Raw genomic sequence first — 22777 nt, forward strand, 5'->3', positions numbered from 1 at the left:
ATTTGATTAGATAAAATATAATAGAGGAGGTTTTTACTTCTCAATAAATTTTTTTTATATAGTCAATCAATAAGGGGGTCACAAAGTTGAATCAATCTTTTTACCACTTTTTAATAAAATATCGTGATCCAAAACCAAAGGATAGCTTATCTGAATTTGCTAATCATGCTTATGAAGATCATTCATTTCCAAAAGGATTATCTGACTATCATGAATTGAGTACTTACCTAGAATTAAATGGGCACTACCTACAGTCTATGAAGGTATTTGATGATGCATGGGAACTTTATGAAAATGAAAAAAAATAATAAAAAGGCGCTTCTTATCATTTTGAGCAAGTGTGGTAAGAAGGCCTTTTTTTATTTCAATTAAGGCTCTTTTTGCAAACCTTTTTTCTATTAAGATAATGTATTAACTGTAAAAACAAGTTGAATAAGGATAAGTCCTTATTTCATTGAGAAAAAGCATGACAACTTCATAAAAACTGCGAAATGTCTGTTTAAGTGTAAAAGCTCCGAAGTTGGTCAATATACATAGGAACAAACTATACGAAAATAGCCTGTATAAAATAAGTATAAATAAATACATAAATTAAAATGACAAACGAATAACCAAACCGAAAAGAAATCAATTGCATATACTGACTAATAATACTTAGATAGTAAATAAGGAGACGGGAGGATATGGATGAATATGGCAGATCAAAATTTGAGATAGGTGATATTGTTGTTATTATCAAATATGGTTCTGTTGGTAAAATAACAAGCATTAAATTTGTGGATGGACAATTATTGTATGAAATTAATGAGAGTGGTGGCTTATTTAATGAAAATGGAATTATGTTACTAGCAGACTATAAAGGTGAATTATTTGATAAGGAACAAATTGATATAGAATATAAATTCTTTTTTGGAGATTTAGTTCAAGTTAAAGGATATAGAGAAGAGATATTTAAGGTAGTAGGTTTTCGTACAGAAATTTGGCGTTATCAGGAAGATGCATGGGAAGATATTATTTACGAGCTAACAAGAATACATGACGGAGAATGGCTAGAAGCGGATGAAGCGGAATTAATTTTAGTCGCTGATTCAGAACATGCTGACAGCTTTTTAAAAAAGTTTGGCTTTGTTTACCCAATTAAAAAAACAAAAAAACCATTGAATATCTCAACGTCAAAGGAACAACTTTCCCATAAAATTGACTGTTTGCTAGATAAATACAATGATTATAAAGCACTTTATTTATTATTTCAGGACGATGAATATCTCTCTTGTATACATTCAATTGAAAAACAATTGCACCATCTTACGATAGCAAAAAACAAAAGATTAAAAAAACAATAGGCGAGCAATTATTTATATTACTAAGGCTGGAAAAGTAAGTTAACTTAACAGTAAATAAAGTGATAAAGCAATAAAAGAAAGGATGAAAGATTTAAATAATAATGATAAAATAATGTCCATGAATTGAATGATTTTCATTTCGATATGATTGGCAGATTCGTTAGATAAACGATTCATACTTATTGCCCCCTAGTCTTGAAAAGAATGATTTATTCTATCCATATGCTTGTCCTGTGAAATTGATGACTATTATCAAGTTATTCTGCATAATTTTTTGTTATAAAACATACATTGTAAATCAGAGGAGGCGATTTTGATGAAGGAAATCGAAGTATTTATTGATACAGAAGAAATTGCTGAGTTTTTCTTTCAAGAATTAATCAAGAGGGGATATGCCCCTAAGGAAGAAGAGGTAGAAGAAATCGCCGACATAACATTTGATTACTTAATTGCAAAATCCATAATCGATGAGGAATCTGAGGATGACCTTTATTAGAAAAGAATTTGAGGTAATAACTCAAGAATAATTAATCTATTAGGGGTCTGACTCCATTTAAAATGCGATATCTCATTAGATATTGTATTTAAGGATCAGCCCCCTTTACTTTTTTAGACGACCTATTTTTTATAATTTAGGATATTACTCATACGATAGATAATTTTTATATGAAAGTTACTTCGCAGTCTATCATCATCGTGTATGTTAGTTTAATCACTTTCACCGTATGACAACAAAGTTTATACTTCCTATGGAAAATTCCCCAAAAAAGTGATTGGATTTGAGTAGGTATTTACATTTTAGTTTTATTTTTTTCGGCTTTGTGCTGAAAATTCTTTTCCATGAGCTTCATGCTCTGCAATTATTTGCTCTGCAGGAATATGATTATTTTTCTTCTGACCATTTATCCGATTACGGTTTTTTTTGCCCATGCTAATCCTCCTTTTAGTACATTACATTTTTAGTATTGCCTAAAACCACTTCGACATTCTTACAAACAATATTTGCATCCTTGCCAGGAAAACATTACAATGAAAACATTGGTATTTTGGAGGAGGAAATAAAATGAGTGTACATATTAATGCGAAAGAAAATGAAATTGCGGAAACAGTCCTATTACCGGGAGATCCTCTAAGAGCTAAGTATATAGCGGAAACATTTCTTGAAAATGTAACTTGCTACAACGAAGTTCGCAATATGTTTGGTTATACAGGTATGTATAAAGGGAAAAGAGTGTCTGTTCAAGGAACAGGTATGGGTGTACCTTCGATTTCAATTTATATTAATGAATTAATGCAAAGCTATAATGTCCAAAATCTAATAAGAGTTGGGACATGTGGTGCGATTCAAAAGGATGTTAAGGTAAGAGACGTGATATTAGCAATGTCTGCGTCTACTGATTCACAAATGAATAAACTAACATTTAATGGAATTGATTATGCGCCAACAGCAAATTTTGATTTATTAAAGAAAGCATATGATGGCGGACTAGAAAAAGGATTGAACCTGAAAGTAGGAAATGTATTTACTGCTGACATGTTTTATAATGATAATGCAGAACATGAAAAATGGGCAAAATACGGTATTTTAGCCATTGAAATGGAAACAGCAGCTCTTTATACATTAGCAGCAAAATTCGATCGTAAAGCATTATCTGTCCTAACTGTAAGTGATCATTTATTAACTGGTGAAGAAACGACTTCTGAAGAGAGACAAACTACTTTTAATGACATGATTGAAGTTGCTTTATCTACACTTGTCTAATAGACTGTAAAGAAGTATATTACATAACAGTCTTATGTGGAAAATGAGACTATCTCATAAGTGTTTTTCATCATCTTTCTAGGTTATTAATTTTTAGTGAGAGATGGTTTTAAAAACATGCTTTTGGGATGGTCTTTCTTTATTCATTTTCCTCTAGCGGACTTTCCTCTGATTTGATAATATTTACTTATGTTTTTCAAAGGCTATTTTCTAATTTTTGGGTGCGTTCGATAGGATTAAGCATCCAATATTTATGAAAAAAAGCCTCAAAAGGAAGAGAAAGGTGAAATTATGAAACGAATTGTATCAGTTGCAGCAGTTCTTCTTCTATTAGGTGGTTGTAGTGGGGGACAGAATCATGAGAAAGATGCATCCAAAAATTCACAACAAACTAGTAACCATGAACAAGCAAATGCAGAAAATGGTACGAAATCAAAAGAAAAAAATAATGATTTGCTATTGGAATCAAAGTATTTTAATCAAATCAAAGAAGTAAATGGTCAAAAAATGATAGAAAACACATCTAATATACTATCATTAGTAAATAAAGAATATTCGATTGGGAGTTATGTTCCTAATGACTTGGTCCGCCCAAAGGTGAAATTTTCATTTGGTGATCAAGATATAGAAAAAAGCTATATGAGACAGGAAGCAGCTACGGCATTAGAAAAAATGTTCAGTGAAGCTGAAAAAAATGGGATATATTTATTTGCATCATCTGGGTATCGTTCCTATGAAAGACAAAAAGCGATTTTAAATAATGAAATTGCAAATGTAGGGAAAGAAAAAGCTGAGCAAGCAGTAGCGACTCCAGGCCAAAGTGAACATCAGACAGGACTTGCGATGGATATTACTAGCGAAAGTGAAAATTATCTTCTCTCCGAAAATTTTGGGAAACAAAAAGAGGGGATTTGGCTAAGAGAACATGCTCATGAATTTGGTTTTATTCTGCGCTATCCTAAAGATAAAGAAAACATTACGGGTTATGAATATGAACCATGGCATTTCCGTTATGTTGGCAAAAAGGCAGCTGCTGTTATTTATAAAAATGGATGGACTCTAGAAGAGTATTTTCAGCATGTTGAGAAAATGTAAGGCAGGCTTGGCCTGCTTTTTCTTTGGCCATTTTAATGAGAAACAGTTAATAGGAAAGAAGTTAGGAATTAAAAGCTTTTCTTCCTTATAATCAAAAAAACTGATAAAATAAAGAAGTTAGTATTTGAAAATATAACTTGTAATGTACTTGGTTATGAAAGTGGTGAAAGTCTTGGAAAATGAGAAAAAAGAAGTAGAGTCTCAAGAAACACAGACAGCACAAACAAATGGATATATTCGAATTAGAAAATTTAAATTTGTCATGCTAATTTTTGTTCTTGTTTTTGCTACAGCAGGAGTGACAACCTTTGCCTTAGCATTTGGTGATGATAAACCTGTAAAAGTTGCCGTAAATCAAAGAACAGAATTCAATAAATTATATGATACTTATGATCAATTGAAGAAAAATTATTATAAAGATCTGAATAATGATAAATTAATAAATGGTGCCATTAACGGAATGCTTGACTCATTAGATGACCCTTATTCTGATTATATGACTAAAGAGGAAGCAGCACAATTTCATGAGAGTATTTCATCCTCCTTCCAAGGAATTGGTGCAGAGATACAGGAAAAGGATGGTTATATTGTTGTTGTATCTCCAATCAAAGGTTCTCCTGCTGAAAAAATTGGTTTAAAACCAAATGATAAAATATTAGCTGTTGATGGAAAAAGTATTAGAGGAATGAGCGCCAATGAAGCCGTCCTATTGATTCGCGGTGAAAAAGGATCCAAAGTAACTTTAACCATTCAAAAAGCTGGGTCAAGTGAATCAACAAAGATTACGATCACTCGAGATGATATTCCTGTCAATACGGTTTATTCCGAAATGCTGGATAATGGTATTGCAAAAATCCAAATCACTAGCTTTTCTGAGAATACGTATAATGAACTATTAAATGGATTAAAAGATATGGAATCTAAGGGAATGAAATCACTGATATTAGATTTGCGTCAAAATCCAGGTGGATTATTAGACCAAGCAATTAAAATTTCAAATCTTTTTGTTCCAGAAGGCAAGAAAATTGTTCAAATTGAAGATAAAAAAGGGAAACGTGAAGAGTTTGTCGCTGAAGATGGTAAAAAAATTGATGTTCCAGTTGCAGTAATTATTGATAATGGAAGTGCAAGTGCTTCAGAAATCCTGGCAGCTGCTGTTAAAGAGTCTGCTGGTATACCATTAGTTGGGCAAAAGTCATTTGGTAAAGGAACTGTACAATCTGCCACTGATTTTAAAGATGGGTCTAATATGAAAATTACAACAGCAAAATGGCTAACGCCTGATGCAAACTGGATTCATCAAAAAGGTATCAAACCAGACTATGAAGTAAGTCTACCAAAATATGCAGATCTACCAATTATAAATCCAGATACTAAAATCGAAATGTCATCTATTTCATCTGATGTGAAGGCTGCAGAAGAAATGCTCAAGGCATTAGGCTACAACCCAGGGAAAGTTGATGGATTCTTTGATCAAGATACAGAGGCTGCTGTTAAAGAGTTTCAAAGGAAGAATAATTTAAAAGAAACTGGTGTTTTACAAGGAGAAACAACACTTCAATTGATGAATCAATTGAGAGAAGATATTGTTAAAAATGATACACAGGTCAAAAAAGCAATTAGTATTTTGAAAAAATAGGAACATAAAATGAGGCTGTCTGAAACTTTCAGACAGCCATTTCTTATCGTTTATATTCACCAAATTTCAAAAAGGTTGTTTCGTCTTCTACTAGCCCACACGCTCCACATTGAACCCTAAATTCAGGGCCTTTAAAGGATATATGGAATAGATCAGATGCTTCATTTCCATATTGCTCAATGATGTCACCAGTTTTTGGATCCATTTTTACTGCCTGTGGAACTTGCTGAATGATATTAAATCGGGTTCTATTCGTTTTACAATTTGGACAACAATAGGGACCATGCATATGAATATCCTCCAATCTTTTTTATTATTGGGTTAGAATACCCAATAATTTGGAGAGTATTCGAAAGAATAATCGAAAAGGGGAGAAATTGACGAGTGAATGATGAAAGATTATTAGAGGTGTATTTAAGCATTTGGAAAAATCGCAAAACTACAAATTGTCATCGGAAATCAGAAGAACTATTAAAAGCTGCTGTGTCAAGTGAGTTATTAGATGAGCAAACACACCCGAGGCTTAGAGTAAGTAAAGAGACAAAATTCTTTTTTGCTGTCCAGAGGATATCTAATTCCTCCTTGGATTTATCTGAAAAAATGGGATTGATTAATTATTTTATAAAGCAAATGGAAGATTTACGGGGTTAATGATATTTAACCTCTATTCTTTTTACTTAAACTACATGATTGAAATTTAATTGTAATAATCGTTATATATAGCGCTCTTTTTAAAACCTGTCAATAGAAAAAACCAGTTAATATATGGTTTGTTTTAGTATTAGATGGTAAATTTTCCGATGTAAGTAAATGGAGTTGGAAAAAGATAAATCTATTAATATAGCTAATTATATATTAATTTCATATGAAAATAACTTAAAATGACTCTTTTAAAATGAAAATAGTATTCTCTTCCAAGTTTATTACAAAAAAGCTGTGATATGATTTTCATGTAAGACAAACACATATCGCAGATCTCAAGGAGGAGAAATTACGATGAAAAAAACAATTATTACTACTGCAACTGCATTTGCACTTCTTGCGACACCATTTGTAAACAAAGCTGATGCTGCTACATTTCAAAATGATTCACATAAAACTGTTAATATAGCAAAATATGAATATAAAGTAGAAAATGCAAAAGATTTACAATCTCTTATCAATCAGATTATGACTAAATATAATGTAAGCTATAATCAAGCAAAAAACATTACTCAACAAAAACCAAGTGAAACTACTAAACCAGTATCAAAACCTGCGAAACCCCAAGTTTCACAAAATAAGCCAGTAGTTAATCAAAATAAACCGTCTACATCACAGACAACAAAGCCAACTACTTCAACCAATCAATCAGCAGGAGATACTTTAAATGCTTCTGAAAAGCAAGTAGTAGAGTTAGTTAATAAAGAACGTGCGAAACAAGGATTACCTGCATTGAAAATTGATAATGAACTAAGTAAGGTCGCACGAGTTAAATCAAATGATATGGCTACAAATAAATATTTTGATCACACAAGTCCTACTTATGGATCACCATTTGATATGATGAAGAAATTTGGCATAAAATATTCAACAGCGGGTGAAAATATTGCTATGGGTCAACGTACACCTGAAGAAGTTATGAAAGCTTGGATGAATAGTGACGGTCACCGTGCGAATATTTTAAATAAAAACTATACACATATTGGTGTAGGTTATGTAGCAAATGGAAATTATTGGACACAAGAATTTATTGGAAAATAAATAATCGACTAGAGCCCCTGTTATGGGGTTCTTTTTGTTATTTTATCATTTTAATTAAAGGCTGCTTTCGTAAAATTTGTTGCTTTTGTACAAGTCTAACTGGTCGGCTTCTTCATCATATAAGAGAGTCTAGCGGTACTGATGGAGATTGCTGTTCTTTTCTCAGTGAAATTTAAATGCGAAGCAATCTTCAGCTGAGTTATTCGTTAAAACTTTACTTATAGCAACAATGTTATAGAAAAGCCTAATCAATAGTTAAAGTTAAAATACTATTTGAATCGATATAAACTATACCTATGTAATTGTTAACTAATCATAAAACTAAAAGGAATACATTTTACATAAATGGTCTTCAAAAGAATTATGATTTAGCTAAACATATTTCATCTAATGCTCACATATATTGTATGGACAAGCATTTTGAGAGGGGAGACATGTCCATGGCATATAAGTATTCTAAAGGTTGGTATGTGATGCAATTAAAAAACAGAGGAATCCGTTATCATCCTGTAGGTAGAAAAAAACTAGAACTTTATAAAACATGGGTGGTCAGAAATCTATATAATGAATTAAATTCAAAAGAATAGGGAACTAAAAAAAGGATGACATGTGAGTCATCCTTTTTTTAAGCTTCTAAAGCTTGAGTATCTTCTTTGATAGACGAGTTACGCATCATATGAAGTGAGAAAAGATCTTTTGATATTTCGTAAAGATCATAAATATAACCTGTTGAATTTAGTTGTTCGAACACAGATTTTCTCGTTTCATTCGCTTTTATTGTATAGGGTAATTTTTCAGCCGCTTTTCTTGAACGAATATTTTCTTTTCGAATTCTCATAAAAATGGTTTCAATACCTAATTCATAAAATACTTCGTTAAAAAAAGCTTCCTTTGCTAATTGATTATAGCCTTTACCGTGATAGGGTTTTCCAATCCATGTACCTAGAAAACCTGCATTATCCTCAATATCATATAAATTAATGGTTCCAATTGGATTTTCCCATTCGTCTGTGATCGTACGAGAAATTAATTTTCCTTGTTCTTCTGCCTCGATTATTTGCTTCGTTAAAAAGAGAAATTCATCATGTGAATATGCCTTATGACGTACAAAAGGGAAGACTTCTGGGTGCACCATCAAATCAAAAAGAATTTGACTCTCTTGGCCAATTAATTCACGTTTCTTGAGCATGTTATCCCCTCCACAGAGGGCAGATTTCACCTAAATAGGTCAGCCTCACCCTCGAAATTTTTTAAAGTTACGTAAAAAATTTCGGGGTGGGAATCGAACCCACTAGGACCAGTCAAGAAACTTTGCTGGTGGCGCACCATTTGCCTTCCCTAATTGCAGTATATACGTTTATGTGTGTATTTCTTTTTGTATCTTACAATAAAAATTTAAAATTGAAAATAGGTTTTTTGTTAATTTTTTTTGACTATTTTTCCCTTGATTCGACATTCTGTTATTTAGATCTATATCTTCTTAAATAATGGTAGAAGAAATAGAGGGTCAAGGATGCTACAGCAATGAATACAATCGGTTTAATGTAAGCAGTTGCAACCTCACTGATTGTGTTCCAATGTTGGTTTAACTGCATTCCTATAAGAAGGAACAGGATGGTCCATGGCAACATAGCTGCAATCGTATATAAAAGAAATTGGTAGAACGGCATCCTAGCGATGCCCGCTGGAATTGAGATAGCATGTCGAACGATGGGGATAAATCTTGCTAGGAAAATAACAATTGTACCATATCTTTCGAACCAAGATTCAGCAGCATCTAAATGATTTCTTTTAATCAGAAGGAAACGCCCGTATTTTTCAAAAAATGGTCTGCCTCCATAGCTACCCAACCAATATAAAAAAACTTGTGCCATTGTCCCACCTATGATTCCCGCTAACAAGGCAGAAAAAAATGAAATGTTCCCACCAGAAATGAGAAACCCTCCATAGCCTAATACGATTTCACTAGGGATCACTTCAATCATAAGGGCAAAAGCAATTCCGAAAAAACCATGTTGGCCAAGTGTTTCTAATGTGTTTGTTATCCATTCGCTTGACAATAACCTCAACTCCATTTAAAAAATTCCCAACCATTGCAATAGAATGATGGAGATTCCCAGTGTCCAAACATAATAGGCAAAGATTTTCAAAGATTTTCTCTTTAAAAAATTGACCATTCCAACAATTGCTAGATACCCAAAGATGGCTGATGCAATTGTACCGATTAGAAGACCAAATAAAGTAACGGATTCAACTTGTCCTACTATAAGATCTTTTCCTTGTAGAACTATTCCACCTAAAATGGCTGGAGTAGATAACAAAAAAGAAAAATATGCTGCCGTTTGTCTATCCAATTTTCTCATCAATCCGGCAGCAATCGTTAATCCTGATCTCGATAAGGCAGGGAAGATTGCAGCAGCTTGAAATGTGCCAATGATTAGTGCATCGGAATATTTGATATCTTCAAGCTTTTTACTGCCCTTTTTTGCTTTCTCTGCAAACCAAAGCACCCCTCCAGTTACGAGAAATTCCCAACCAATTGTTACCCCAGTTTTAGAGATTTCTTCAAAGTAATCTTTTAGTGAAAATCCGACGATCACTGCAGGAATTGTACCAATCACCATAATGAGACTCAATTTGCTAAATGGTTTACGTATCATGTTCCATAAATCATCCTTATAAACCACAATAATTGCAAGGAGAGTACCTACATGGAGCATTGTATCAAGAAAAAGACCAGCTTCATCTAATCCAAATAGATGTCTTCCAATATACAAATGTCCGGTACTTGAGATTGGCAGAAACTCAGTTAAACCTTGGATAATTCCTAAAATGAACGCCTCAATATTGGATAACATATAATCACCTACTTCTTGAGTAAAATAAATATGGACAACTATAATAAACATATGCAAGTCAGATGGAAATAATAATGAAGAAAAAATTTTCCGAAATGAAACTAAAAGTGAAATTTTAACGTATATTCACTAGTAAGAATAAAAGGAGGGGTTATCATTGGTATCACAAGAGGAAAAAATATTAGCAGCTGGAATATATATCACAAGCTTTTTTACAACGATCATAGGTCCTTTAATCATATGGTTAATTAAAAAAGACGATTCTGAATTTATTAATGCACATGGAAAAGCATATTTTAATTTTATAATTTCTTATTTTATATACAGTATTATTTTCGGGATTCTCGTTATTGTTCTAATTGGTTTTGTATTGCTTTGGTTACTTGGAATCGTTGTATTTGTATTTACGATAATAGGTGCTGTCAAAGCCTTTCAGGGTGAGCATTATAAAATTCCTTTTACCTTTGAATGGATTAAATAAAACTGTATTAAAGAATGACTGAAGTTGTGGTCATTCTTTTTTTTAGCTTTTTTTTCAAACATTGTTACTATTTATGTAAAGTAATACCTAATAAATATCGACTGAGGATCGCTACACGTTTCATTTTACTGAGAAAAATCTCCATAAGACACGCTAGAATCCATTATTTGGAGTGAAAACTGGTAGTTGTGCTTTTACAATAGTTTTACTAAAGCATCAAACGATCCGAAAACAGCTATTTTTGACATTAATAATTAAACTATTGCTATTCATGATTATCTGTTCTATTGTTTATATAACAGATAATCATGAATAGTAATTAGAGCAGGAGAGGATAAAGGTGGAAAATATTTATGGGGTGTTAAAAGAAATAAATTGGGGATTGATTGCGCCCATCATAATTATTCAATTTTTGTTAGTTATTATTGCGGTCATTGATCTTATACGTAACAAACAACCAAACGGTCCTAAATGGATGTGGGTATTGATTATTTTATTTATAAATATAGTTGGTCCAATTATCTATTTCATTGTAGGAAGGAGACAGAATAGATGAGTATCTTGAAAATACAAAATTTAAAGAAAGAATATAAAGGGAAAACGGCGGTTGACACAATTAGTTTTTCACTAGAAGAAGGGAAATGTACTGCATTATTAGGTCCCAATGGTGCAGGTAAAACAACCACTCTTAATATGATTGCAGGTTTGATCACTCCGACGAGTGGAAAAGTCTTTTCTCCTAATTATCCAAATCAAAAGGATTTAAGAGGTATGATTGGTTTTCTGCCTCAATATCCAGCATTTTATGATTGGATGAGTGGAGAAGAGTATCTATCTTTTGTTGGTCGATTAACTGATATTGAAAGCAATAACTTAAATCAAAGAATTGATGAACTAATTGAAGTAGTTGGTTTAATGGAGGGGAGAAAGCGTAGAATTGGACAATATTCGGGAGGAATGAAACAGAGGCTTGGAATTGCTCAAGCGCTTATCCATAAGCCGCAGATTCTTATTCTTGATGAACCAGTTTCTGCTTTAGATCCATTCGGTCGCAGGGAAATTATCGATTTAATTAAACTGATGAAAACGGAAACCACGATATTATTTTCAACGCATATTTTAAATGATGCAGAAGAGGTCTGTGATCAGGTATTACTGTTAAATAATGGCGAGTTAATAGAGGATGGGAATATCGTTGATGTAAGAGCAAAGCATTCCAGTCAAATGATTCGACTAACTTTTTCAACTAATCCAAGGTTATTACTTCCTCGCTTTCAGAAGTATTCATGGATAGAAAAGATAGAGCAAAATGAAAAAGTCATCGTATTGTATGTAAAGGATCTACAGGTTGGAAGACAACAACTACTTAAAATGGCTAGTGAAGAGAATTGGCCATTAGATAGTTTTGATTTATGTCAACTTTCGTTAGAAGAGATATTTAGAAAAGTGGTGAAAGAATGAATCAATTTTTTATTTTTATAAAAAAAGAAAACACTGAGTCCTTGAGAAACTATAGATGGTTATGGATGCCTTTACTATTTATCCTTTTAGGGATTATGCAACCAGTTACAACTTACTATTTGCCTAAAATTATTGATTCCTTAGGAGATCTACCGGAAGGTACAGTGATAGAAATACCATTACCACATGCACCTGAAGTTTTATTCAGTACTTTAAGCCAACAATTTAATATGATTGGTTTACTAGTGATTGTTTTAGCTTTTATGTCTTCTGTTACAGCAGAAAGAAAAAATGGTAGTGCTGCACTGATATTAGTGAAACCAGTTTCATTTTCCTCCTATATGATCGCAAAATGGGTGATGGCTTTACTTATCGTATGGTTTTCTTACTTTATGGGAATGATGGCAAATTGGTATTATACATACCAATTATTTGAATTAGTAAATCTATCACTAATGCTTAAAGGAATGATTCTATATGGGTTATGGCTAACATTAATTGTAACCTTAATCTTTTTCTTCGGAAGTATGTCAAATACCTCTGGAGTTACTGCAGCTTTAACACTTGCCGTTACAATCGTTCTGAGCTTTCTATCTTCGGTTTTATCTGAAAAATTAAAATGGCTACCCTCAAATATCCTAAAATATACAGGAGAATTATGGACGAATGGCTATATAAGTAAAGGAACAATTTCTTCGGTTATCATTACTATATGTTTAACTATTATACTGATCGTATCTTCTCTATCAATTTTTAAAAGAAAAGAATTAATATAGAAGTAATTAGATAGGAATATATTCTTGTTGTATTCATATAATAGAAAGAATCTTCATTGATAGGGTGAATTGAAAGATGAATATAAAAGAACACTATTCCTATAAGACTAAATTATATTTGCAGCAGTTAATCATTATCGGGATATATATGACCATTTGTTTATTTTTTCTTTTGAATACTAGTTTTACCTTAATCGCTAAATGGGCAGTATGTCTTCTTTTTATTGTAATCATCTACTATTTAATAAAATATTATTACTATGTCTTTCGCGAAATAAAATCTTCTATTCCATTGGATTCTCAAGAGAAAGAGTTACCTTCTTATGATCGCTTCTTATTCGTTCTTTCTGCCATTCCCTTTCTACAATTAAAATTTTTTAAAAGTAATGGACTTTGTGCATGGGAGATCGCACCTTATAATAAAAACGGTAAGAAGTGGAGTAACCTCAATCATATGTTAAAAAGTACATATATGATCCAAAATCACAATGGAAGCAACTGTGTATACATTGAAATAAGTAAAAACAAGAAGAAAGCTACAAAAATGATTCTACCTTCGAAAACAATAGAAATGTATCCTAAGAAAGAGAATTGGAGAACCGTGTGCTTTTCAGTAGAAAATAATCAATTTACGATTAATAAGAGCTTGGCAACGATAAAAATTTGTAAGAATGATCAAGTTATTTCAAAAATCACCAAAGGGGTTATGCCTTTAAACTGGCAAAAACACTTTTCTCCCAATACACCAATTATTGAGTTTACAGAAACTATGAGTGAAAGGGATTTTTTTATTTGTATTGGACTATTGACTTATCTTTATCATGTTTACTACGATTAATAATATTGTCATTCCGGAGATTCATCTATATAATATTAAATTGTGGCTAATCTGTATTTTCTTACAGATAAAAGCGGGTTGGGAGAGGGACAACTAAATATAGGTGTCAAATAAATGGATAAGAAAGGTATTTTTCAGATTAAAAATCATCAGACATCAGTGAAAAAGGAAATAACGGCTGGAGTCATTGGTTTTTTTACTGTAGTATACATTATGGCTGTTAATTCCCTTATCCTTTCCGAAGCAGGTATACCGTTAGAAGGTGCTGTTATTGCAACCATTTTAACTTCTTTTTTTGGTTGTTTAATAATGGGATTATGGGCAAATTCACCAATTATTCTTGTACCAGGTATGGGAATAAATGCATTATTCTCTTACACACTAGTACAATCAATGGGATTGACCTGGCAAGAGGCTTTAGCAGTTGTATTTGTGTCAGGCATGATCTTTTCGATCATTGCATTTACAAGATTGGCAAACATTTTGAATACATCTATTCCTACAACATTAAAGGATGCTATAACCGTTGGGTTAGGATTGTTTTTAATGCTGATTGGATTAGAAAAAGGTGGTCTTGTCGTTCGTGGTGGAACTACCATCATTGCATTAGGTAATTTAAGTGATATAAAAGTTTTGGCTACGATTATCACCTTCTTAGTATTATTGATCCTTTTTTTGAGAAATGTAAAGGGACATTTCTTATGGACCATTCTTTTTGGAACTGGATTATCAGCATTATTTGGAATTGTACCGAAAACAGGTAAGCAAGGTTTTTCATTAGAAAATTATCAAATAGTTTTTGGTCATTTTTCTTTTGAACGGGTATGGACGTTGTCTTTCTGGGTTGCGGTATTTACAATTTCTATGGTTGTCGTGTTTGAAAATATCGGTCTTGTTCATAGTCATACAGTCCAATTAAAAAACGAAGCTAAATTTAGTAAAGGATTACAGGCAACAAGTATTTCTGCGATTTTTTCGGGTCTGCTTGGATCTAGTCCAACAGTGTCAGCTGTAGAATCAACTGCCGTAATTACCTCTGGTGGCCGTACCGGTTTAACCGCAATCACTACTGGGGCCCTGTTTTTATTGTCTGTAGTTGCAATACCTTATATGAAAATTATACCGGATAATGCAATTGCCCCCATCCTTATATTAATTGGCATATTGATGACTCAAAATATTCGATTTATGGATTTACGTGACATGACCGAGGCACTGCCAGCTATTTTAATCATTGCTATGATTCCATTTACATCTAGCATTTCAGATGGAATTGCGATTGGATTTATTCTTTATCCTGTTCTGAAGCTTTCTATTGGTAAAGCAAAGGACGTATCCATTCCTCTTTATATTATTGCATGTTTGTTTTTTATCAATTTTTTATTACAGTATATGTAATTTTGTTTGACAATTTGAGGGGAACCATTTATGGATTCACCCTCTTTTTCTATTTTTTGAATATAGACTTTTATCCTAGTAATTTGTTAACATACATTTAGTAGAGAATCGTATATATTTTGAAATATTATGCATTTTAAAGCAGGGAGAGAGCTCGATGGAAGTTTTTGTTGCACGTCAGCCCATTTTTAATATTGATAATAGGGTTGTTTCATATGAATTATTGTATAGGAATGATAATGTCAATTCCTTCCCGAATATTGATGGGGATCAAGCAACTGCTGACGTAATCATTAACAGTTTTTTTAATATTGGTATAGATAATCTTTCATCAGGACTACCATGTTTTATTAATTTTACCGAAAACCTTCTTAAGCATAAGGTTCCAACTTATTTCTCACCAAGGGATATAGTGATTGAAATACTTGAAAATGTTACTCCTTCTCGAGAATTAGTAGAAATATGTAGCGAATTAAAAAAGCTAGGTTATAAAATTGCATTGGATGATTATATTTTTTATAGTAATAATCTGTACTCATTAGAATTATTAAAATTTGTAGATATAGTAAAAATAGATTTTATGAACACGAATAAAATCGAAAGAAAAGAAATAGAAAAAATTATTCAATCGTTTAACATAAAATTACTGGCTGAAAAAGTTGAAACGAAGGAGCAGTTTGAAGAGGCTAAACAAAATGGCTATACGTATTTTCAAGGCTATTATTTTAGTCAACCTGTTATTATTTCAACATTTGATATTCCAGCATCTTTTCATTCGTACTTACAAATCGTTCGTTTATTATCTAATGAAGATGTCAGTATTGAGCATATTAGTATGATTATTGAACAAGATTTATCATTAGCCTATAAACTATTAAAACTAATAAACTCACCAGCTCACCGTCCTACTCAAAAAATACACTCTATCCATCAGGCAATTATATTACTAGGTTTAATTGAAATTAAAAGATGGATATTTATTTTAGCAATAAGGGAAAACGCTGGATGGAGACAACAACTTTCAGAAGAAGTATGTAGAACGAGCTTAACTAGAGCGAAGTTTTGTGAGTTAATATCTGAAAAGCAGTTCGGTAAATCAGAATCACCGAAATTTTTTTTGTTAGGTCTTTTTTCTTTATTAGACGCTATCCTCTTTAAGCCAATGGATGAGGTGCTAAATCAATTATCATTGGAGGAAAGCCTTTTTAATGCATTATGTGGTGAAGAGAATAATATGCGGAAAGTGCTTGATTTATCGATTGCTCTGGAAAAAGCGGAATGGGAAAGAATGGATGAATTATTACAGCTTACTAATCTTACTGAGCAAGAACTGTCAAGATTTTATCAACAAGCATGGGAATGGAGTGACCAGGTCATGAATGAGGATTTTTCATATATCACACTTGATTGATTTTATTTTTTATGTCACCCTTAATGGTAGGATTATGGATATATGTATATTAGGTTTGAAATGAATCCTTTTAGAAATTGTGATCATTAGAAATTTCTAATTAACATTAATCTTGAAGATAGAGCTTAAATTAACACATTGAATTAATGGGGGAAGGCTATGAATATTAACATTCGAAAATGCCATGGGTCAGGAAATGACTTTTTATTAATAGATGAAATCTCTATGCCATATACGTTTTCTGAAGAGGACCGTCAAAATTTGAGTATTACTCTCTGTGACAGAAATTCTGAATTAGGTGCGGACGGTATTCTCTTTGTCATGAAAAGTGATAAAGCAGATGCAAAAATGAGAGTATTTAATGCTGATGGCTCAGAGGCTTCCATGTGTGGCAATGGCTTGCGCTGTGTTGGTAGATATGTGTGTGAATTATTACAGAAAGATGAAATAAGAGTAGAAACAATGAAGGCGATTTTAAAGGTGAATAAGTCAGATTCTATTTTTAATGAATTACCAACCTATTGTGTCGAAATATCACCAGTACTTTTTTCGTTAGATGCGTTACCGCTGAATCTTAAACAAGAGCAACTGGTGAATGAAAAGATTCATGAACTCTCAGATCAATTATTATTTAGCGCAGTCGCTGTTCCAAATCCTCACCTTATAACTTTTGTAGATAAAGAAATGATGCGAACGAATACACAAAGAATGATTTCTGAATATGTAAATCGACCCAATCAGTTATTTCCTGATGGAGTTAATGTAAGCTTTGTTCATTCCATTGAAAAAGGAGTTATCTATGTTCGTACGTTTGAGCGTGGTGTTGGATTCACAAATGCTTGTGGAACCGCCATGTCTGCGTCATCATTAATTTCATGTATATTGTCCTTAAATAATTATGAAGAGGAAATTGATGTATATAATAATGGTGGAAAAGTTCGTTGTGTCGTTCATAAGTCTGATCAAACCTATTGGATTGAACTCATTGGAAATGCAACTTACTTATATGATGCAGAAATCATTATGAACAATAATCAAAGTTCCTTTGAGGTAAGTAGCACAACACATTACAAAGAAGAACAAATTCGATATGAACAATTAGAAACACATGCGAAAGAATATGTTGAGAAGATTCTCTTCTAATGTAACTATGAATTAAATAAATTGTCAAAACGGAGCTCCTCTATATAGCTCCGTTTTCTTCTTATTTCACATTATTTGCTTTTAAAAAGTTAAGTATAGGTTCGAAAACTTGTATTGATTTTGCTTTTACATAGTTAGCAAATGGACATCCGAGGGTATTAACCCGATGCAAGACGGTGGGAATTGTAAAGGATTCTGGATTAAGATTTTCATTCACTTCGTCCCAAAACAATGGTGTTGCAATAAGTGCATCACTATGACCTCTCATTGAATACGGAGCAATAATGGTTTTTCCTTCTGCATGTTGTACAAAATCAACATATAATCGTCCATTTCTCTTTTTCTTCATTCGTTCAATAGTAAAGAGGTCAGATCTTTCTGTTACAAGATAATTAGCGATAAATTCCGTAAATAATCGAGTATCACTCCAAGTATATGTACCATCAATCAATGGTATATATATTTGCAGTCCTTTATTTCCTGATGTTTTAATAAAGCTAATAATATTTAATTGATCAAATATTTTCTTCATCATTAGGCTAGCTGTAACCGCTAAGTGAAACTCGTTTCTAGATGGAGGATCCAAGTCAAAAACGATCTCGCTCACATAAGTACTATTTATAGTAGAAAATGGTATATGGTATTCAATTGCTAATTGGTTGGCCAGCCACATTAATGTTTTTAAATCATTACAAACAATATAATCTATGCTTTCCTGATGGTATGTTTGAATAAAATTCGGTGCGTAATCAGGACAGTTTTTTTGATAAAAAGGTTCACCAAATACACCATGGGGATAACGAATTACAGTTAATGTACGATTACGTAGAAAAGGCAGAATAAATGGCGAAATTTCTCTCATATATCGAATAAAATCTAACTTTTTTATGTGCTCCTTTTCCCAAAGTGGTTTATCTGGGTGGGTCACCGCAATTTCCCTTGGTATAGCTGCTTCATCTAAAAGAAACTGTTCATATGTACAGGATTCTGGTGATAAATCAAAACGAAACTCATGAAAATGTGGTTCTCGCAGCTGTTCCTCATACCACTCCAAATAATGAATATCAACACATATCGAAGGATGGATATTAAGGACACCATTCTGATTGTTAAGTGCATTCGCCTTAATGACTTGTCTTAATGCTTTTTTTTGATCAGGATCTAGACTGAATAAAAATAAGCCTATTTGGTAGATCTGCTCTCCCTTAAAAACACCAACATGATAATATCCATTGGTGGAATCGAACGCAGTAATAAAGCATGAAACTTTCTTCCAATTTTTTATTTTTAGCCATGTTTCTGTCCGTTTACCAACTTCCCATTTACTTTTTTTTAGTTTTGCAATGATGCCCTCTCCGTCATCCGTTGTGACTTGTTCCCATATCGTATCAAAATGTTGTTCATTTGGAATGTATTGAAGTAGTTCAAAAGTACCAGGTGTTGGAGTTAAAGGTAATTGGTAAGTTACAAACAAGCCCTTTAACATTTTTTTTCGTTCTAAATAACTTTGATCAATGAGGGTATTTCCATTAATGGTTAATAGATCAAAGACTAAGTAAGTGCATGGTCTTTTATAGGCAACTTGCTGAATTCGATCAAGTGACTTCATGCGACCTCTTTTCTGTAATTCTCCAAAATTCGCCTTTCCTTCATTTTCCAAAACAACTAGTTCACCATCAAATATTAAAGGAAGTACATCTTTGAATTGATCGTAGATACTTAATAAATACTCTTTAATTTCTGGAAACTGTGGAAGTAGATCTTTTTCATTTCTGCTCCATAAATGTATCGTGTTATGGTCCCAATCTAAAATAGCTCGAAAACCATCATATTTGATTTCAAATAGCCAATCTGAAGTGAGAGGAGCAATTGATTTCAAAGTTGGGAGCATCGGTTTCATAGCTAGTCCCCTTTCTATTCAAGTGATTATTAACAAGATGGGATATATTATTTCCATAACTTTTTAAGTATGAAACCACCCTTAACAATTAACCCTTATAATATATAGTTATTTACGAAAGGGTGACATCCATGCACACTATTTGGAAAGGGAGCATTAGCTTTGGATTAGTCAATATACCAATCAAACTACATGCTGCGACTGAGGATAAAGACATAAAGCTTCGATCACTTCATAAAAAATGCCACACACCAATAAAATATGAGAAAAGATGTCCAGTTTGTGAAACAGAACTATCTATGAATGAAATTGTTAAAGGATATGAAATTGCAAAGGGAAAATATGTGATACTTGAGGATGAAGAGTTGGAGGATTTAAAGAAGGCAACTGAAGAAAAGGCTGTTGAAATTATTGATTTTATTAAAATGGAGGAAATAGATCCAATCTATTATAATCGTAGTTATTATATGTCTCCAAATGAAGGTGGCATGAAGGCATATGGATTACTTCGCAAAGCATTGATTGAATCTAAAAAATCAGGACTTGCAAAAATTGTTATGCGTTCTAAAGAACAATTAGCCGTGATACGGGTATATGAAAACACATTAGTAATGGAGACCATTCATTTTCCAGATGAAGTAAGAAATGTAGGAGATGTACCGAATGTACCAGTAGAGGATCAAGTAACAAAAAAAGAAATTGATACCGCAATTCTTTTAATCGATCAATTAACTACTCCTTTTGAACCAGAGAAATATACAGATGAATACCGTTCTAAACTTATGGAATTGATTGAATCGAAACGGACAGGGAAAGAAATGGTTACACCGAAAGAAAAGATTCCAACAGCAAATGTTACTGATTTAATGGCTGCATTGCAAGCATCCATAGATAAAACGAAGCCCAAGGTTGAAAAGAAAGCCCCTACAAGACGTCGGAAATCCCCAGGAAAGGAGAAAAAAGTCCAGTAAAGAATGACAAGACAGTTCGAAAAAGAATTGTCTTTTTCATTTCTTATGTTACCATAAAATGATTAGTGTTTTCAGGAGGTTTAAGGATGCAAAGGAAAGTAATTTGGTTAAGTGCAATTCAAATATTATTGCTAGTGGTTTTTATATTGGCGTTTTGGATGATTGGTACAAGCTTAAATGGACCACAAATCCGTTCATTTGATAACAATATAATTTCAATAGTACAAAGCAATATATCTGATAGGTTAACTTCCATAATGTTAGTTATCACATTCTTTGGTTCAGTAAAAGGAGTAGCAATCATTTCAGTAATCGCAATCATCATTTTATTTATTACACGTCATCGCTTAATGTGTTTGTTTTTGGCACTTACAATTGGACTAGGTGCGGGTGTATTTAATAAGATTTTAAAATTGTATTTTAAACGTGAAAGACCTGATATTCAACCGATTATTCAAGAACAAGGATATAGTTTCCCTAGTGGACATTCGATGGGGTCAATGATATTGTATGGATGCTTAGCGTTTGTACTTTTCAAAGTTTATAAACATAAATGGGCTAAGTTATGTGGGGCCATTATTGGTATTATAATGATTTTAATTGTAGGAATAAGTAGAATTTATTTAGGTGTTCATTACCCAAGTGATGTAGTCGGTGGATATATTGCTGGAGCATTTTGGTTAATCATTTGTTTTAATACATATGGAATAATTGAGAAATGGAAACGGAGAAAAAATCAATAGGTTTTACTTATATAGGCTATTGTCCATTTTCGCCCAATAATATAAATTTCTATTCCCAAATCCCAATAAATGAATACTATGCTAGGGAAGTTTCTATAAGGGAGGAATGACCATATGAGTGGTGCTGCAGGTGGAGTAGGATATGGCGGTGGTTTTGCGTTTATCGTCGTATTATTTATCCTTTTAATAATAGTAGGTGCTGCCTATGTTGGCGGCGGTGGTTGTGGCTACGGCTACGGTTATGGCGGATATGGTGGATATGGCGGCTTCTGGTGATTATTTTAGGCATCTATTTTTTAGATGCCTTTTCATTATATATAAAGAAAACAAGAAAATCCATGAAATAAATGGGAGAATTTCTATATTTGTTGATTTTTTTTGTAAATAGTTGTACAATATGGTAGTACTCAGTTAAGGAGTGAATAGTTTTGAAGCTATATTCTTTTCCGCTGTATGGTTTGGAGTTTTCAATTCATACTGGCGCGGTCTAGGAACCGTAAGGACGGAAGAGAGGAAGGGCTTTCGTTGTTTTGAAAGACAGATGCATAGTGCAATGCATTACATTTTACTTTAGGCATTACAAGGATACCAATCATTTTTATTATCTATTATGGATGCAAATATCGAGTTTATTAGATTCACATGTTATAAAGAGTACCTACTTTTATTTGTGTGGATGCTCTTTATAATATGTGAATTTTTATTTACTGCGTAAATATGAGTAACATATTAAAAAATTTTTGGAGGTTGTCTATATATGACACAAGGTACAGTAAAATGGTTTAACAGTGAAAAAGGATTCGGCTTCATCGAAGTTGAAGGTGGAAATGATGTATTTGTACATTTCAGTGCAATCGCTGGAGAAGGCTACAAAACATTAGAAGAAGGTCAACGTGTTGAATTCAATATCGTTGAAGGCCAACGTGGACCTCAAGCTGACAACGTTGTAAAACTATAATTGATTAAAAAGCTGCCTTTTTTAGGCAGTTTTTTTTATTGGAATAAGAAACTTTGACAATTATATGAAGTTCGAGAATCTAAATAAAAATATGTTATAATATATATAAGTTAAACATAGTTTTAGCCTAATATAAAACAGTATGTTTATTTTTTTTGTCGAAAAATCAGCTAATTTACCGATATTTTTTACTAGTACGGATATACTGTTTTCTTTAAAAATGCTTGCTTTTTTTTTAGAAAGTATTAAAATGATTG

General features: G+C 32.5%; 28 protein-coding genes. 21 read left to right on the top strand and 7 right to left on the bottom strand.

What is annotated here, in order from left to right:
• The first annotated feature begins 86 nt into the window (after positions 1-86).
• Both NST63_RS11025 and NST63_RS11030 read left to right on the top strand, forming a co-directional pair.
• Positions 87-308: a YozE family protein gene (locus NST63_RS11025; RefSeq protein WP_212945169.1), complete on the top strand. Its 222-nt coding sequence runs from the start codon at positions 87-89 to the stop codon at positions 306-308.
• Between the two features lie 375 nt (positions 309-683).
• Positions 684-1343, top strand: coding sequence for a hypothetical protein (locus NST63_RS11030; protein WP_212945170.1), 660 nt, complete (start codon positions 684-686; stop codon positions 1341-1343).
• A gap of 39 nt (positions 1344-1382) precedes the next feature.
• Here the strand turns inward: NST63_RS11030 and NST63_RS11035 are convergent, their stop codons facing one another.
• The gene (locus NST63_RS11035; RefSeq protein WP_212945171.1) at positions 1383-1520 is read right to left on the bottom strand and encodes a hypothetical protein; all 138 of its coding nucleotides are present in this window, start codon (positions 1518-1520) and stop codon (positions 1383-1385) included.
• A 139-nt stretch (positions 1521-1659) separates the two neighbouring features.
• On the opposite strand from NST63_RS11035, the gene NST63_RS11040 reads away from it, so the two are divergent.
• Entirely contained in the window at positions 1660-1839 is a 180-nt protein-coding gene (locus tag NST63_RS11040) for a YozD family protein (RefSeq protein WP_058004326.1), read from the top strand.
• 308 nt (positions 1840-2147) lie between these two features.
• Here the strand turns inward: NST63_RS11040 and NST63_RS11045 are convergent, their stop codons facing one another.
• Positions 2148-2273, bottom strand: a complete 126-nt coding sequence (locus NST63_RS11045; protein WP_139254839.1) for a hypothetical protein — start codon at positions 2271-2273, stop codon at positions 2148-2150.
• Between the two features lie 133 nt (positions 2274-2406).
• On the opposite strand from NST63_RS11045, the gene deoD reads away from it, so the two are divergent.
• From deoD to NST63_RS11060, 3 genes are all read left to right on the top strand, one after another.
• Entirely contained in the window at positions 2407-3105 is a 699-nt protein-coding gene (gene deoD / locus NST63_RS11050; RefSeq protein ID WP_058004327.1) for a purine-nucleoside phosphorylase, read from the top strand.
• Positions 3106-3396: 291 nt separating this feature from the next.
• Positions 3397-4200 carry a M15 family metallopeptidase gene (locus NST63_RS11055; protein WP_341042097.1) on the top strand — a complete coding sequence of 268 codons (804 nt, stop codon included), beginning with the start codon at positions 3397-3399 and terminating at the stop codon, positions 4198-4200.
• A gap of 154 nt (positions 4201-4354) precedes the next feature.
• Positions 4355-5839, top strand: a complete 1485-nt coding sequence (locus tag NST63_RS11060) for a lmo1851 family serine protease (protein ID WP_373312671.1) — start codon at positions 4355-4357, stop codon at positions 5837-5839.
• Positions 5840-5882: 43 nt separating this feature from the next.
• Here the strand turns inward: NST63_RS11060 and NST63_RS11065 are convergent, their stop codons facing one another.
• Positions 5883-6128 (bottom strand): DNA alkylation repair protein, encoded by a 246-nt coding sequence (locus NST63_RS11065; RefSeq protein WP_212945174.1) that lies wholly within the window; start codon positions 6126-6128, stop codon positions 5883-5885.
• Between the two features lie 95 nt (positions 6129-6223).
• Here NST63_RS11065 and NST63_RS11070 point away from each other — a divergent pair, with 95 nt between their 5' ends.
• The 3 genes from NST63_RS11070 to NST63_RS11080 all read left to right on the top strand — a co-directional run bounded on the left by NST63_RS11070 (position 6224) and on the right by NST63_RS11080 (position 8169).
• Entirely contained in the window at positions 6224-6490 is a 267-nt protein-coding gene (locus NST63_RS11070) for a hypothetical protein (RefSeq protein ID WP_212945175.1), read from the top strand.
• A gap of 345 nt (positions 6491-6835) precedes the next feature.
• Complete coding sequence (locus tag NST63_RS11075; protein WP_212945176.1) at positions 6836-7582, top strand: CAP domain-containing protein; 747 nt, start codon at positions 6836-6838, stop codon at positions 7580-7582.
• A gap of 440 nt (positions 7583-8022) precedes the next feature.
• Positions 8023-8169: a DUF2639 domain-containing protein gene (locus NST63_RS11080; RefSeq protein WP_071975549.1), complete on the top strand. Its 147-nt coding sequence runs from the start codon at positions 8023-8025 to the stop codon at positions 8167-8169.
• A gap of 38 nt (positions 8170-8207) precedes the next feature.
• Here NST63_RS11080 and NST63_RS11085 read toward each other — a convergent pair whose 3' ends face one another.
• From NST63_RS11085 to NST63_RS11095, 3 genes are all read right to left on the bottom strand, one after another.
• Positions 8208-8771: a GNAT family N-acetyltransferase gene (locus tag NST63_RS11085; protein WP_212945177.1), complete on the bottom strand. Its 564-nt coding sequence runs from the start codon at positions 8769-8771 to the stop codon at positions 8208-8210.
• A 271-nt stretch (positions 8772-9042) separates the two neighbouring features.
• Positions 9043-9657 carry a DedA family protein gene (locus NST63_RS11090; protein WP_212945178.1) on the bottom strand — a complete coding sequence of 205 codons (615 nt, stop codon included), beginning with the start codon at positions 9655-9657 and terminating at the stop codon, positions 9043-9045.
• Positions 9658-10440: an undecaprenyl-diphosphate phosphatase gene (locus NST63_RS11095; protein WP_212945354.1), complete on the bottom strand. Its 783-nt coding sequence runs from the start codon at positions 10438-10440 to the stop codon at positions 9658-9660. It abuts the gene before it with no gap.
• Between the two features lie 157 nt (positions 10441-10597).
• Here NST63_RS11095 and NST63_RS11100 point away from each other — a divergent pair, with 157 nt between their 5' ends.
• From NST63_RS11100 to dapF, 8 genes are all read left to right on the top strand, one after another.
• Positions 10598-10921 carry a DUF4870 domain-containing protein gene (locus NST63_RS11100; RefSeq protein ID WP_212945179.1) on the top strand — a complete coding sequence of 108 codons (324 nt, stop codon included), beginning with the start codon at positions 10598-10600 and terminating at the stop codon, positions 10919-10921.
• A 340-nt stretch (positions 10922-11261) separates the two neighbouring features.
• The gene (locus tag NST63_RS11105) at positions 11262-11477 is read left to right on the top strand and encodes a PLDc N-terminal domain-containing protein (RefSeq protein WP_242598270.1); all 216 of its coding nucleotides are present in this window, start codon (positions 11262-11264) and stop codon (positions 11475-11477) included.
• The gene (locus NST63_RS11110; RefSeq protein WP_341042102.1) at positions 11474-12382 is read left to right on the top strand and encodes an ABC transporter ATP-binding protein; all 909 of its coding nucleotides are present in this window, start codon (positions 11474-11476) and stop codon (positions 12380-12382) included. Before NST63_RS11105 ends, NST63_RS11110 begins: the two co-directional genes overlap by 4 nt.
• Positions 12379-13158, top strand: a complete 780-nt coding sequence (locus NST63_RS11115; RefSeq protein WP_341042104.1) for an ABC transporter permease — start codon at positions 12379-12381, stop codon at positions 13156-13158. Before NST63_RS11110 ends, NST63_RS11115 begins: the two co-directional genes overlap by 4 nt.
• Before the next feature lie 76 nt (positions 13159-13234).
• Positions 13235-13996 (top strand): hypothetical protein, encoded by a 762-nt coding sequence (locus tag NST63_RS11120; RefSeq protein ID WP_341042105.1) that lies wholly within the window; start codon positions 13235-13237, stop codon positions 13994-13996.
• 114 nt (positions 13997-14110) lie between these two features.
• On the top strand, positions 14111-15394 hold the full coding sequence (locus NST63_RS11125; protein ID WP_341042108.1) for an NCS2 family permease: 1284 nt from the start codon (positions 14111-14113) through the stop codon (positions 15392-15394).
• Between the two features lie 157 nt (positions 15395-15551).
• On the top strand, positions 15552-16805 hold the full coding sequence (locus NST63_RS11130) for an EAL and HDOD domain-containing protein (protein ID WP_212945184.1): 1254 nt from the start codon (positions 15552-15554) through the stop codon (positions 16803-16805).
• A 159-nt stretch (positions 16806-16964) separates the two neighbouring features.
• Positions 16965-17948 (top strand): diaminopimelate epimerase, encoded by a 984-nt coding sequence (gene dapF / locus NST63_RS11135; RefSeq protein WP_341042111.1) that lies wholly within the window; start codon positions 16965-16967, stop codon positions 17946-17948.
• Between the two features lie 61 nt (positions 17949-18009).
• Here the strand turns inward: dapF and NST63_RS11140 are convergent, their stop codons facing one another.
• Positions 18010-19848, bottom strand: a complete 1839-nt coding sequence (locus NST63_RS11140; protein ID WP_341042113.1) for a DNA ligase D — start codon at positions 19846-19848, stop codon at positions 18010-18012.
• Positions 19849-19979: 131 nt separating this feature from the next.
• Here NST63_RS11140 and ku point away from each other — a divergent pair, with 131 nt between their 5' ends.
• The 4 genes from ku (at position 19980) to NST63_RS11160 (ending at position 22520) form a co-directional block, all read left to right on the top strand.
• Complete coding sequence (gene ku, locus NST63_RS11145) at positions 19980-20819, top strand: non-homologous end joining protein Ku (protein ID WP_212945187.1); 840 nt, start codon at positions 19980-19982, stop codon at positions 20817-20819.
• An 86-nt stretch (positions 20820-20905) separates the two neighbouring features.
• A complete protein-coding gene (locus NST63_RS11150) occupies positions 20906-21562 on the top strand; it encodes a phosphatase PAP2 family protein (RefSeq protein WP_212945188.1) in 657 nt (218 codons plus the stop codon).
• A gap of 114 nt (positions 21563-21676) precedes the next feature.
• Entirely contained in the window at positions 21677-21838 is a 162-nt protein-coding gene (locus NST63_RS11155) for a YjcZ family sporulation protein (RefSeq protein ID WP_212945189.1), read from the top strand.
• 481 nt (positions 21839-22319) lie between these two features.
• Positions 22320-22520 carry a cold-shock protein gene (locus tag NST63_RS11160; RefSeq protein WP_058004345.1) on the top strand — a complete coding sequence of 67 codons (201 nt, stop codon included), beginning with the start codon at positions 22320-22322 and terminating at the stop codon, positions 22518-22520.
• Positions 22521-22777: the final 257 nt, after the last annotated feature.

The organism is Heyndrickxia sp. FSL W8-0496 (genome assembly GCF_038007825.1).
Lineage (GTDB): Bacteria > Bacillota > Bacilli > Bacillales > Bacillaceae_C > Heyndrickxia > Heyndrickxia oleronia.